Below are 12,761 nucleotides of genomic sequence, written 5' to 3' on the forward strand. Positions count from 1 at the left end.
CACGCCATTTGAACTATTTCAGGACAACAAAAAAGCCGCTGGAAGTACAGCGGCTTTTTGCTAAAAAACACCCGGAAATCTTCATAAAAGATTCCCGGATTTCATTTATATTGGTGCCCAGGAAGGGACTCGAACCCCCACGAAGTTACTCGCTAGTACCTGAAACTAGTGCGTCTACCAATTCCGCCACCTGGGCATTTCAGGAAAGAGAGTTATTGTATCAAAAATATTAGCCAAACCAGCGGCTTGCTGGACGAAGTTGAAGGAACTGTTCAAGGTCACCGTGATGGACACGGGTTTGTGTCCCGTGACGACGGTGAATCCGACATCTATTTACCCCCCAATGAAATGCGGGCCGTGCTGCACAAAGACCGCGTCAAGGTGCGTATTGTGCGCAGCGATCGCAAGGGGCGTCCCGAGGGGCGCGTGGTCGAAATCGTTGAGCGGCCCAAGCAGCCCATCATTGGTCGCCTGTTGCACGAAAGCGGCATCTGGATCGTCGCCCCAGAAGATAAACGTTACGGGCAGGACGTGATGATTCCCAAGGCCGCCACCGGCATGGCCAAGCCCGGCCAGGTGGTTGTGGTGGAGCTGACCGAGCCTCCCGCCTTGTACGGCCAACCCGTGGGACGCGTTAAAGAAATACTTGGCGAGATTGATGATCCTGGCATGGAGATCGAAATCGCCGTGCGCAAGTACAGCGTGCCCCATGAATTTTCGGAGGCCTGCATCGCATTGGCGCGAACCCTGCCGGACAAGGTCGGTCCGCAGGACAAGAGACGTCGTGTTGATCTCACCGATGTGCCCTTGGTCACAATAGATGGCGAGGACGCCCGGGATTTTGATGACGCCGTGTACTGCGAGCCGGCAAAAATTGGCAAAGGTAAATCTGCTGCCAAGGGCTGGCGTCTGCTGGTGGCCATTGCGGATGTCAGTCATTACGTGGAAACCGGTTCTGCCATAGACATTGATGCGTACGACCGCGCCACCAGCGTGTATTTTCCGCGCCGCGTGATTCCCATGCTGCCGGAAAAACTGTCCAACGGGCTGTGTTCGCTCAATCCGGAAGTCGAGCGCCTGTGCATGGTGTGCGACATGATGGTGACTGAAGACGGTGAGGTCGATGCCTACCAGTTTTACCCGGCGGTGATGTGGAGTCATGCGCGCTTTACCTACACCGAAGTGGCGGCCATTCTGGCCAATACACGCGGTCCCGAGGCGATCAAACGCAAAGACAGGATTGCTGATTTGATGAATCTGCACGATGTGTACCGTGCCCTGCTCAAATCACGCCAGCGGCGCGGCGCCGTCGATTTCGAAACGGTTGAAACCCAGATCATCTGTGACGAGAGCGGGCGCATCGAAAAAATCGTGCCACGTACCCGCAACGATGCGCACAAGTTGATTGAAGAAGCCATGCTGGCGGCCAACGTGTGCAGTGCCGACTTCATTGCGCAAAGCAAACATGCTGGTTTGTTCCGCGTGCATGAGGGGCCAACGCCCGAGAAGCAGGAGATTTTGCGCAACTACCTTAAGGCTACGGGCGTGGGCATGTCGATCAGCGATGATCCGTCACCGGGCGAATTTCAGGCCATTGCGGCGGCCACCAAAGACCGGCCGGATGCGCAGCAGATTCACTCCATGCTGTTGCGTTCCATGCAACAGGCGATCTATACGCCGATCAACAGTGGCCACTTTGGTTTGGCATTTGATGCGTACACGCATTTCACCAGTCCGATCCGGCGTTACCCCGATCTGCTGGTGCACCGGGTCATCAAGGCCATCCTGGCCAAAACGCGTTACCAATTGCCTACACTGCCCACTCCCGGCGAGGCGCATGCGAAGCTGTCACGCCGGCTTGAAAAAGGGTTGGCTTCCAAGGTTGCCGAGCCTGGACAAAAGCCCAAGAAGCTCAGCGCGGAAAGCCAGGCCTGGCAAGCAGCCGGGCTGCACTGCAGTGCCAACGAACGTCGTGCGGATGAAGCGAGCCGCGATGTGGAGGCCTGGCTCAAATGCAAGTACATGCGCGAGCATCTGGGCGAAGAATACGGCGGCGTGGTCAGTTCAGCGACGAGCTTCGGTATTTTTGTGACGCTGGATGCCATGTATGTGGAAGGACTGGTTCATATCACCGAACTGGGCGGTGAGTATTTCCGCTTTGACGAGGCGCGTCAGGAGTTGCGTGGTGAGCGCACCGGCATGCGTTACGCCATTGGTACACGCGTTCGGGTGCAGGTCAGCCGGGTCGATCTGGATGGACGCAAGATTGATTTCCGACTGGTGCATGAGGGCGAGGAGTTTCAAAACCGGGCCATGAAAGACAAGGGCGTTGTACGCGAAGGTCCGGGGCGCAGCGCGCCGGACAACGGCCCGGGCCGCAAGGCATCAGGCAAGCGCGCGGTACGCAAGATATCCGAACCGCTGGCCCGTGAAGGAAGTCCATCGGCCCGCAAGTCAAAAGCCGCGGCCAAACAGACACCCGACAAGAGCAGAGGTCACAAGCCGCGTCGTCGCAGCTAAGTGATTCTGTGCAAGCCGAACAACTCCAATATCAATTCATATGACTTCAGTTTCAAAAGTGGCGATTGTCACTGGTGCCGGCACCGGCATAGGGAAGGCTGTGACGCTGGCCTTGCTGCAGGCAGGGTACCGGGTCGCGCTTGGCGGGCGCAGGATAGAGCCGCTGCAGGCTGTGCTGGCGCAAAGCGGTATGGGCGAGCGGGGGCTGGCCATAGCGACCGATGTGTCGGACCCCGTCTCGGTGCAGGTGCTTTTTGAGAAGACCGTGCAAGCCTTTGGCCGTGTCGATGTGCTGTTCAACAATGCCGGCGTCGGTGCGCCTGCCGTTCCCCTTGAAGACCTTGAGCTGGCGCATTGGAAAAACGTGGTGGACATCAACCTCACTGGCATGTTTTTGTGTCTTCAGCAGGCGTTCAGGGTGATGAAGGCGCAGATACCGCAGGGGGGGCGCATTATCAACAACGGCTCCATTGCAGCCACCACGCCGCGTCCGAATTCGATTGCCTATACCGCCACAAAGCACGCCGTTACCGGCTTGACCAAGGCGGCCTCGCTGGATGGCCGCAAGTACGACATTGCGGTGGGCCAGATCGACATTGGCAATGCTGCGACCGACATGACTCAGCGTATGTCGGCCGGCATCATGCAGGCCAATGGGAACGTTGTCAGTGAGCCGACCATGGATGTGAACATCGTAGGGCAATCCGTGGTGTACATGGCCAGCCTGCCTCTGGAGGCCAATGTGATGTTTCACACAGTCATGGCGACCAAGATGCCTTTTGTCGGTCGCGGCTGACAAATTTATTGAAGACAGGGGGCCCTTCCCCTCGTTGAATAAGCATTGTTTGCTATATTTACGATAGCGATCGAGAAAGTAACCCGGCCGTCAAAGGCTGATCTTCAGGCCATTTGTCGGCCAGCAGCCCATGCTGGTACACCGCGTCGCAAGCTGCCTGAAAAGTCGATTTGCCCGCTGCCAGCTGGGCCCCAATCATGCCGGCCAGCACATCGCCTGTGCCCGCAGTGGCCAGTCGTGCGTTGCCGCTGGGGTTGATCACAGGAACTTCGTCGGGGGCCGCGAGGACGGTTCCCGACCCCTTGAGCACCACAGTGCATCCAAACCGTTGTGCCAATTGCTGCGCGGCCGACAGCCGGTCATGCTGTACCTGGGCGGTGGAGTTGCCCAGCAGGCGGGCCGCTTCCAGCGGATGCGGCGTCAGCACCGTGTTCGCAAGGCGCTTGTTCCGGTTGACCAGCAAGGTTTGAAGTTGGACGTCGTTTGCTACCAGATTAAGCGCATCTGCGTCAATGACCACGGGGGACAGGGTTGAAAATATCCGTGGAAGGAGGGCTCCAACGGATTCGCCGCCGCCACAACCACACACCACCGTCATGCCCTTGAAGTCCAAGGCATTGACCGGCCTGAACATCAACTCGGGCTGGCTGGTGTCCACGCTCATGCTGCCGCCATCGAGCAAGCCCACAAACACCCGGCCAGCACCTCCGTGCAAGGCGGCCGATGCGGCCAGCAGTGCTGCGCCCGTCATGCCTATGGCGCCGCCGACCACCGCCACATCGCCGAAGCTGCCTTTGTGTGAAGCGTGAGCGCGTTTCAAGTCCTTTGGTGCACCCGACAGCCAGGCGGTGGGTGGGTCGCGTGGGATTGGCGTGTCCGCTGCGTCATGTCCAGCGCCCAGCGCGTCCAGCCACACGGTTCCCGAGGTGTCACGGCCATGGGCCGTGAACAGGCCGGGTTTGAGCGTCAGCAGACTCAAGGTGTGCCGAGCGTTCACGCAGGGGTGCCAGAGTGCGCCGGTATCGGCATGCAGCCCGGTTGGGATGTCCACCGCCAGTACCGGGGCACTTGTCGAGTTCATGAGTGCAATCCAGGCCGCCATACGGCCCTCAGGTGCGCGGTTGCTGGCACCGATTCCCAGCAAGGCATCGATGCATAAGTCGTAGTTCTGGGGCGGCTCGTCGGCAAACATGACACAGGCTTCCATTGCGCGCTGGCAGGAGCTCGCTGCATCCGGTGGCGCTTTGTCAAGACTGCCGAGCCAGGTCACCACCACCTGTTTTCCCCAACGTTGAAGGTGCCCGGCCGCTTCCATACCGTCTCCACCGTTGTTGCCGGGTCCGCAGGCCACCCAGATGGTTTCGGCGTGGGGTGTGGTTGCTAGCGCCAATCGTGCGACGGCCAGTCCGGCGCGTTGCATCAGGGTGTGGGGTGCAAGCTTTGCCGGGGCGGCCTGTTCAATACGGCGGGTCGCCTCAATGCTGTGCAGGGGCTGGCGCGAGCGGAAGTCGATTTTCAGCATGGTGCCAGCCGCCGAGCTTCAAAACTCGTAGGTTTCGCCTTCGCGGGCCAAGCGATAGTCAGGGTCCCCGGCTTGCCGAGGATGCTCGGCCATGACTTGCCGGAACGCTTCCTCCAACGCATCGTCGCTTCGCGTGGGTTCATGGTGTGTGCAAAACAGGACCTTGGCACCGGCTTCTTTGGCATAGCGGATGCTGGTGTTGAAAGTGCCATGCCCCCAGCCTTTTTTGGCAGGGTATTCCTGCTCGGTGTAGGAGGAGTCGGCAATCAGTACGTCGACATTCTGCATGGCGCGCAGGATGCTTTCGGCCTTTTCATCCACAAAGGTCTGATACTCGGCATAGCCCTCGTCGCCTGGCTCATAAATATTGAGGGGCGGCTCATGGTCGCCGGTGAAAAACACTGATTTGCCATTGGCTTCAATGCGGTAGCCGAAATCGATGACCGGGTGGTTCATCAGGTAGGGCGTTACTGTGGCGCAGCCGATCTGGACGCTTTGCTCCGGCGCCAGTGTCACGTATTCAATGCGGGCCTTCATCTCCGCCTCGCGCACGGGGAAATAGCTGTATTGCAGTTGCACCGACATGACCTGTTCGATGCCTTTGCCCGACACGGGGTCAAATGCCCCGTGCAGACGCAGCAGATTGCCTGGAATGAAGTTGGGAATGAAAAAGGGCAAACCCTGGATGTGATCCCAGTGCGAATGGGAAATCAGCACGTTGGCTGTTACCGGCAACTCAGCCAGCAGTGTTTGGGACAGCGGGAAGATGCCGGTACCCGCGTCAATGATGATCAACTCGTTGTTGTCGGTGCGGATCTCGATACAGGTGGTGTTGCCGCCATAGCGCACGGTGCTCGGACCAGGTGAAGCGATGGAACCTCGTACTCCCCAGAATCTGACTTTCATGCCATGTCCTCAAACTTTTGAAAATATTTTGGCTTCTTCAAACACGGGTGCCAGATCACCCAATGACGCCATGACTTCCTCCAGCGTGCCGCCCAGTCGCTTGGCCAATGGGGGGGGGAGTTCTTCGATGCAGGGATTGCCACCAAAGCCAAACTCGAGCTTCTTGCTGATCTGATTGGCTGCAAAAACGCAGGCAATCATGTCGGTGTCCATCAGGTCCGCACCGTACTGGTGGCGGATGGTCTGGATCAGGTTGGGGGCAAAGCGCCACTTCTCGACCAGCATCGCGCCGACCACCGCATGGTCAACGCCAATGACCTCCTGCAGGGCCAGATGCAGGGAGCTGCCATTGGCCTGACTGGCTTGCAGGGCCTTGCGAAATTCGTTGGGCATGAACTGGGCAAAAACCACCTTGCCAAAGTCATGCAGCAAACCTGCAATAAAGCAGTCCATCGGGTCGGCATCGTCCAGGCGCAGCGCCAGTTGCTTGGCAATGCTGGCGGTAGCCAGCGAGTGCAGCAGGTATTGCTGGGCGTCGAAGCCGGCTGCGTTGTCCTTGGGCAGCATGCCAATAGCGGCGATGCTCAGAGCCAGGTTCTTGATGGTGTTGAAGCCCAGGTAGACCACCGCGTGGTTGATGGATGTGATCTGCTTGGGCAAGCTGTAGTACGCCGAATTGACCACCTTCAGAATCTTCACCGTGACCACGGGGTCTTTGTCGATGACCTGCACCAGATCCTTGGGCGTGCAATTGACATCGCGGGTCAACTCCAGGATTTTCTGGACGCTTTTGGGAAACGCCGGCATGCCGTCAACGGCGGCGGCCAGCTTTTGGGACAGTTCTGGATTCATGGTTTGGATTGTCTGTTAACCGCGCATTGTGTCAATCTGTGCAATACCCTACTTTAAGCGCGAAGGCGGTCCACCCCCAAGCCGGCGACATCCATGCCAGGAGTCCGTCCGCCAATGAGGTCTGCGAGCACTCTGGCCGAGCCACAACTCAGTGCCCAGCCGCTGGAGCCATGGCCCAGATTCAGCCAGAGTCCACTGAGTCCGCTGGCGCCAAGAATGGGCGGGCCGTCGGGCAACATGGGGCGTGCCCCTTTCCACTGTTGGACGCCACTTGCCAAATTGGCCGCACCAGGGAACCAGTCATGCAAGACCTTGTACAGGGTGGCTACGGAGCTGGCGCGTTTTTTGTCGCTGGCACCGCCGATTTCAGCGCCGCCGGCCACGCGCACCCGGTTGCCCAGTCGTGAAATGGCCACTTTGTAGTGCTCGTCCATGACTGCACTGCGTGGCGCGTTCAGCGGCTCGCGAATGGGCGCGCTGAGCGAGTAGCCATGAACGGCCACCATCGGAATTTTCAGGCCCAGCGGTCCCAGCAATCGGGTCGAATCCAGTCCGGCACACATGACGACCGCGTCAAATGGGCGTGGCACCTGTTCGCCGGCAATGCTCACCGTGGCGCCGGCCGACGTGTTGATTTGAGTGACCGTGGTGTTGAATGCAAATTTGACACCCATTCGCAGCGCCTCATTTTTCAGCATGAGGGCGAACTGGCGGCAGTTTCCCACTTCATCATCGGGCAGGTAGATGGCACTGAAAAATGAGGTATCCGGGTTGAGTGCCGACTCGGCCTTGCGAGCCTCAACCGGGCTGAGTTCCTTGAAAGTCAGTCCCGCGTCGCGCAACAGTTGAAGCCCTGGCTGGGCCAGCTTGCTGTCTTTTTCGCTGCGCAGAAGCACCATGTAGCCGTCGCTGCGGTCATATTCCAGCTTCAAATCGGCCGTGATGTGGTGCAGCCGATCTCTGCTGTAGAGCGCCAGACTTTGCAATTGGGCCCGGTTGGCCAGATAGGTTTCGGGTTGGCAGGCGCGGTACCACCGCCACATCCACGCCAGTTCGCGCAAGGACAAGGGCAAGCCCACCTTGACCGGCGCGTAGCGGCTGAATAAATGCTGGATGACTTTAGAAGGCATACCCGGGGCTGCCCAAGGCGTGACGTAACCCGGGGCCACGATGCCGGCATTCGCAAAACTGGTTTCCTCGGCGGCGGCGGCGCGTCGCTCCATCACTGTCACTTCGTGGCCGTCGCAGGCCAGTTCGTAGGCCGTGGTGACGCCAATGATGCCGGCGCCGATAACTGCAATCTTCATGAATCCCTTTTTTCTAGGCCTTTTGGGCCGATAACCCACGCATAAAAAGCGTGGTCAGCTATCATTTTTGTAGTATTGACTCAATTTTCTGCGCTATGTTGAGCACAGGGTCGTCGCGCATGGCGCCCGCCCAGATCATCAAGCCAACAGGCAGTTCGCCAAGCTCATGGCACGGAATCGAAATCGCGCAACCATCGAGCATATTGATCACACTGGTGTTTCGAAGCAGCAAGGTGTTGACCCGGAAAAAGGCCTCGTCGCGTTGGGATCCGGGGGCAATATCTGCAATTGGGGGGGCCACGATGGGCACGGTGGGCGAAAGAAAGGCGTCAAAGCCTTGCATGGCGGTTTCCATTCGTTCTATCCAGCTGCGCCGTGCATCCTGAAGCTCTATGTAGTCACAAGCGCGCATTGTCGCACCGCGCTGGATGCGAGCGACCACGCGAGGGTCGTAGAGGTGGGCTTTGTGTTTCAGCAAGCGATGATGCCAGGCGTAGCTTTCGGCTGCGGAGAAGCCACCAGTGGCCTGGATCTGTTGCAGTTCGTGGATCTCCGCGAGCGGGATTTCATCAATGCGAGCGCCCGCATCGCGCAAGGTTTTGAGCGTGCGCTGCCAGGCACGGGACACGGTGGCGTCAAGACCGTCGAGCATCCATGTACGGGGTACGCCCAGGCGGTAGGCGCAGAGGGGGGCGGGGCTGCGAGTCACTCGCTGCTGGGACAGCAGTTCATGGGCATAAACTGCGTCGCGCACGGAGCGGGTGAGGGCGCACACCGTGTCCATGGTGGTGGAGAGGGGCAGGACGCCGGTATTGGGCACAAGTCTCGCCGTGTTCTTGAAGCCAACCAGGCCATTGAGTGCTGCCGGAATGCGAATTGAGCCACCCGTGTCCGATCCCAGTCCGATGAAGGCGGCGCCCGTGGCCACCGAAATCGCAGCCCCTGATGAGGAACCGCCCGGGATACGCGCTACATCGGTGTCACAGGCGTTTGACGGCGTGCCGTAGTGAGGGTTGATTCCAACGCCAGAAAAGGCAAACTCACTCATGTTGGTACGCCCGATGATGCTGGCGCCTGCCTGTTTCAGTCGGCTTACAGCCGCGCAATCCTGTGCAGCCGGCGGTGCGTTCTGGAGCACGATCGAGCCGGCACACGTGGTTTGTCCGGCCATGTCAAACAGATCTTTGACCGATACGGCAAGGCCTGCCAGCGGGCGGCTCACGATGCCGGGCGTGTCGGCGGTGGCACGGGCCTGGTCAAACAGGGTGGTCAGAAAAACGTGGCTGCAGCGATTTGATTGAGCCGCCGCAATGGCTTTTTCAATCTCGAGTTGTGGACTGCTCTGTCCGCTGCGCAGCAGGTCTAGCGTGGTGTGAAGGTCTGGAATCATGGATTTGCGCAGCGATGTGCTATAGTCCTTGGGTTTTGCCGAGTGGCCGGTTGGCCATTTGGGGAAACAAATCAGCAAACCAGTTTAATCAAGGTGTTGCGGCTTTTGCGGGCAATTTCAAAGTGAATTTGAAATTGTCTTCATGGGGTGCAAAAACGAACTGGATTTTAGACCTAACCTTTGGAGTTAAATCATGGCAGTTACTATGCGCGAAATGTTGGACGCCGGCGTCCACTTCGGTCACCAGACCCGTTTCTGGAATCCCAAGATGGCACCGTTCATCTTCGGCCATCGCAACAAAATTCACATCATCAACCTGGAAAAATCGCTGCCGATGTTCCAGGAGGCCGCCAAGTTCGTGCGCCAGATTTCTGCCAAGCGCGGCACCGTGCTGATGGTTGGCACCAAGCGCCAAGCCCGCGAAACCGTGGCGATGGAAGCCCAGCGCGCTGGCGTGCCTTACGTTGACCAGCGCTGGTTGGGCGGCATGTTGACCAACTTCAAAACGGTCAAGACCTCCATCAAGCGTCTCAAAGAAATGAAGATCCAGCAGGAAGCTGGTCTGGACAGCATGAACAAGAAAGAGCAACTGATGTTTGCTCGCGAACTGATCAAGCTGGAAAAAGACATCGGCGGCATTCAGGATATGACCGTTCTGCCGGATGCCATTTTCGTGATCGACGTGGGTTTCCACAAGATTGCCATTGCCGAAGCCAAAAAACTGGGCATTCCCCTGATCGCCGTGGTGGATTCAAACCACTCCCCGGAAGGCATCGACTATGTCATTCCTGGCAACGATGACTCCTCCAAGGCTGTCATTCTGTACGCCCGTGGTATCGCTGACGCGATCATCGAAGGTCGTTCCAATGCGGTGGATGATGTTGTCAAGGCTGTTGCCGCTGAGAGCGCTGACGAATTTGTCGAAGTGAACGAGGCTGCTGCCTGAGTTTGCTCGCGACCCCAAAAAAGGGGGCTTCGATGCCCCTTTTTTTTAGTCCCTTTTTAAATAACTGAACTGAGTACGGAGAAACAAAATGGCTGCAATTACCGCAAGCATGGTCGCAGAACTGCGTGGCAAAACTGATGCGCCCATGATGGAATGCAAACGCGCTTTGACGGAGGCCGATGGCGACATGGCCAAAGCCGAAGAGTTGCTGCGTGTCAAGCTGGGTAGCAAAGCTGGCAAGGCTGCCGGCCGTATCACCGCCGAAGGCGTGGTGACCAGCTTCATTGACAACGGCGTGGGTGCCTTGCTTGAAGTCAACTGCGAAACCGACTTCGTGACCAAGAACGACAGCTTCCTGGCTCTCGCCAAGGCTGCCGCCGAGCTGATCGCCAAGAACAATCCGGCTGACGTGGCAGCTCTGGGTGCTTTGCCCTATGCTCAAGACGGTTTTGGTCCAACACTGGAAGATGTGCGCAAGGGTTTGATCGGCAAGATTGGCGAGAACATGAGCTTCCGCCGTTTCGCCCGCTTTGCCGCTGGCAACAAGCTGGCCTCTTATCTGCACGGCACACGCATTGGCGTGGTCGTAGAGTTTGATGGTGATGAAACAGCCGCCAAAGACGTTGCCATGCACATTGCTGCCATGAAGCCGGTTGCTCTGTCCAGCGCCGATGTGCCTGCTGAGTTGGTTGCCAGGGAGCGTTCCGTTGCGGCCGCCAAGGCGGCAGAAGACGCAGCAGTCGCAACGGCTGCAGGCAAGCCGGTTCAGTCCGCAGAGATCGTTGCCAAGCGCATCGAGGGCGGTGTCCAGAAATACCTCAAGGAAGTGTCCTTGTTCAACCAGGCATTCGTTAAGAACGACAAGCTGACAGTTGAGCAAATGCTCAAGGCTGCCAGCACCACCGTCAAGAGTTTCACTCTTTACGTCGTGGGTGAAGGCATCGAGAAGAAGGTTGACGACTTTGCCGCCGAGGTCGCTGCCCAAGTGGCTGCTGCACAGCAGGCAAGCTGATAGCTATACAGCCGTTCGTCATTCGGTTTTCCATGTTCCAATTCAGATCGAAAATACCGGGCTGAATTTGGATCTAATTCGCCCACATCAGTCATCGCATCAAGGAGTCCATCATGTCCGTCGCCAAACCAGCCTATAAGCGCATATTGCTCAAGCTGTCAGGCGAGGCTCTGATGGGGGACGACCAGTTTGGCATTAACCGAGACACCATTGTTCGGATGGTGGATGAGGTTGCCGAGGTTACCCGCCTTGGTGTGGAAGTGGCGGTTGTGATTGGTGGTGGCAATATTTTCCGCGGCGTCGCCGGGGGTTCGGTGGGTATGGATCGGGCCACGGCTGATTACATGGGCATGCTGGCCACGGTCATGAATTCTCTGGCGCTGGGCGACACCATGAACAAGGCCGGTTTGACCGCTCGCGTCATGTCGGCTATTGCCATTGAGCAGGTGGTTGAACCCTACGTCAGGCCCAAGGCACTGCAATACCTCGAAGAGGGTAAAGTGGTGATTTTTGCCGCAGGCACAGGCAATCCATTCTTCACGACGGATACCGCTGCAGCCTTGCGCGGAGCCGAAATTGGCGCTCAAATCGTCTTGAAGGCAACCAAAGTCGATGGGGTCTACACCGCTGACCCCAAGAAAGACCCCAGCGCTACCCGCTATAGCAAGATCTCGTTTGATGAGGCCATGGCTCAAAACCTGGGCATCATGGACGCGACCGCTTTTGCCTTGTGCCGTGACCAGAGGTTGCCCGTCAAGGTGTTCTCCATATTCAAGCACGGTGCCCTCAAGCGCGTGGTGATGGGAGAAGATGAAGGCACCTTGGTCTACGCCTGATCATGTCAAAATTGCGCTCTGAATCGGGACGCCAGTCAACAGTTGAGTGAGGAGAGAAAAATGCCCATTGCCGATATCAAAAGCACGATTGAAGCCAAGATGGATCAGTCCATTGCCGCATTCAAGAATAATCTGACCAAAATTCGCACCGGTCGAGCGAATCCCGCACTGCTGGATGCTGTGCAGGTCGACTATTACGGCTCCATGTTGCCGATTAGCCAGGTGGCTAATGTGTCATTGCTCGACGCCCGCACCATCAGCGTGCAACCCTGGGAAAAGGGTATGGGGGCCAAGATTGAGAAAGCCATTCGCGACAGCGATCTGGGCCTGAACCCCTCGTCAATGGGAGAGTTGATTCGTGTTCCCATGCCTGCCATGTCCGAAGAGCGCCGTAAGGAACTCACCAAAGTGGTGAGGAATGAAGGCGAGAGCGCCAAGATTGCGGTGCGCAATCTGCGCCGTGATGCCAATGAGTCGGTGAAGAAGGCAGTCAAGGACAAGTTGGCCTCTGAAGATGATCAAAAGCGATCTGAGAGTGATATCCAGAAAGTAACAGATCGCCACATTCAGGTGATTGACCAGTTGGTCACGGCCAAAGAACAAGAAATCATGGCGGTCTAAGTTGTCGCCACTACGACGCTTGCTTCCCCGAATCGGGCAACGCTCCGATCAGC

Annotated in this window: 11 protein-coding genes and 1 tRNA gene; 6 read left to right on the top strand and 6 right to left on the bottom strand. The window is 57.8% G+C overall.

Features of this window, described 5'->3' with window-relative positions; translation table 11 throughout:
• Nucleotides 1–111: 111 nt before the first annotated feature.
• A tRNA-Leu gene (locus IV109_RS07885) sits at nt 112–196 on the bottom strand.
• Between the two features lie 50 nt (nt 197–246).
• On the opposite strand from IV109_RS07885, the gene rnr reads away from it, so the two are divergent.
• The gene (gene rnr / locus IV109_RS07890) at nt 247–2,520 is read left to right on the top strand and encodes a ribonuclease R (RefSeq protein WP_296694639.1); all 2,274 of its coding nucleotides are present in this window, start codon (nt 247–249) and stop codon (nt 2,518–2,520) included.
• Nucleotides 2,521–2,560: 40 nt separating this feature from the next.
• A complete protein-coding gene (locus IV109_RS07895; protein ID WP_296694640.1) occupies nt 2,561–3,316 on the top strand; it encodes an SDR family oxidoreductase in 756 nt (251 codons plus the stop codon).
• Between the two features lie 58 nt (nt 3,317–3,374).
• Here the strand turns inward: IV109_RS07895 and IV109_RS07900 are convergent, their stop codons facing one another.
• The 5 genes from IV109_RS07900 to IV109_RS07920 form a co-directional block, all read right to left on the bottom strand.
• On the bottom strand, nt 3,375–4,838 hold the full coding sequence (locus IV109_RS07900; RefSeq protein WP_296694642.1) for an NAD(P)H-hydrate dehydratase: 1,464 nt from the start codon (nt 4,836–4,838) through the stop codon (nt 3,375–3,377).
• Nucleotides 4,839–4,856: 18 nt separating this feature from the next.
• A complete protein-coding gene (locus tag IV109_RS07905; RefSeq protein WP_296694644.1) occupies nt 4,857–5,744 on the bottom strand; it encodes an MBL fold metallo-hydrolase in 888 nt (295 codons plus the stop codon).
• Between the two features lie 9 nt (nt 5,745–5,753).
• Entirely contained in the window at nt 5,754–6,596 is an 843-nt protein-coding gene (locus tag IV109_RS07910; protein WP_296694645.1) for an HDOD domain-containing protein, read from the bottom strand.
• A 53-nt stretch (nt 6,597–6,649) separates the two neighbouring features.
• Nucleotides 6,650–7,903, bottom strand: coding sequence for a D-amino acid dehydrogenase (locus tag IV109_RS07915; RefSeq protein WP_296694647.1), 1,254 nt, complete (start codon nt 7,901–7,903; stop codon nt 6,650–6,652).
• Nucleotides 7,904–7,964: 61 nt separating this feature from the next.
• Nucleotides 7,965–9,293, bottom strand: coding sequence for an amidase (locus tag IV109_RS07920; RefSeq protein ID WP_296694648.1), 1,329 nt, complete (start codon nt 9,291–9,293; stop codon nt 7,965–7,967).
• 193 nt (nt 9,294–9,486) lie between these two features.
• On the opposite strand from IV109_RS07920, the gene rpsB reads away from it, so the two are divergent.
• From rpsB to frr, 4 genes are all read left to right on the top strand, one after another.
• Entirely contained in the window at nt 9,487–10,239 is a 753-nt protein-coding gene (rpsB, locus tag IV109_RS07925; protein WP_296694651.1) for a 30S ribosomal protein S2, read from the top strand.
• A gap of 88 nt (nt 10,240–10,327) precedes the next feature.
• The gene (gene tsf / locus IV109_RS07930; RefSeq protein ID WP_296694654.1) at nt 10,328–11,251 is read left to right on the top strand and encodes a translation elongation factor Ts; all 924 of its coding nucleotides are present in this window, start codon (nt 10,328–10,330) and stop codon (nt 11,249–11,251) included.
• Between the two features lie 113 nt (nt 11,252–11,364).
• Entirely contained in the window at nt 11,365–12,087 is a 723-nt protein-coding gene (pyrH, locus tag IV109_RS07935; RefSeq protein WP_296694656.1) for a UMP kinase, read from the top strand.
• A 60-nt stretch (nt 12,088–12,147) separates the two neighbouring features.
• On the top strand, nt 12,148–12,708 hold the full coding sequence (gene frr, locus IV109_RS07940; protein ID WP_296694657.1) for a ribosome recycling factor: 561 nt from the start codon (nt 12,148–12,150) through the stop codon (nt 12,706–12,708).
• Nucleotides 12,709–12,761: the final 53 nt, after the last annotated feature.

Origin of the sequence: Rhodoferax sp., assembly GCF_018780565.1 — a bacterium.
In the GTDB taxonomy this organism is placed as follows: Bacteria; Pseudomonadota; Gammaproteobacteria; order Burkholderiales; family Burkholderiaceae_C; genus Rhodoferax.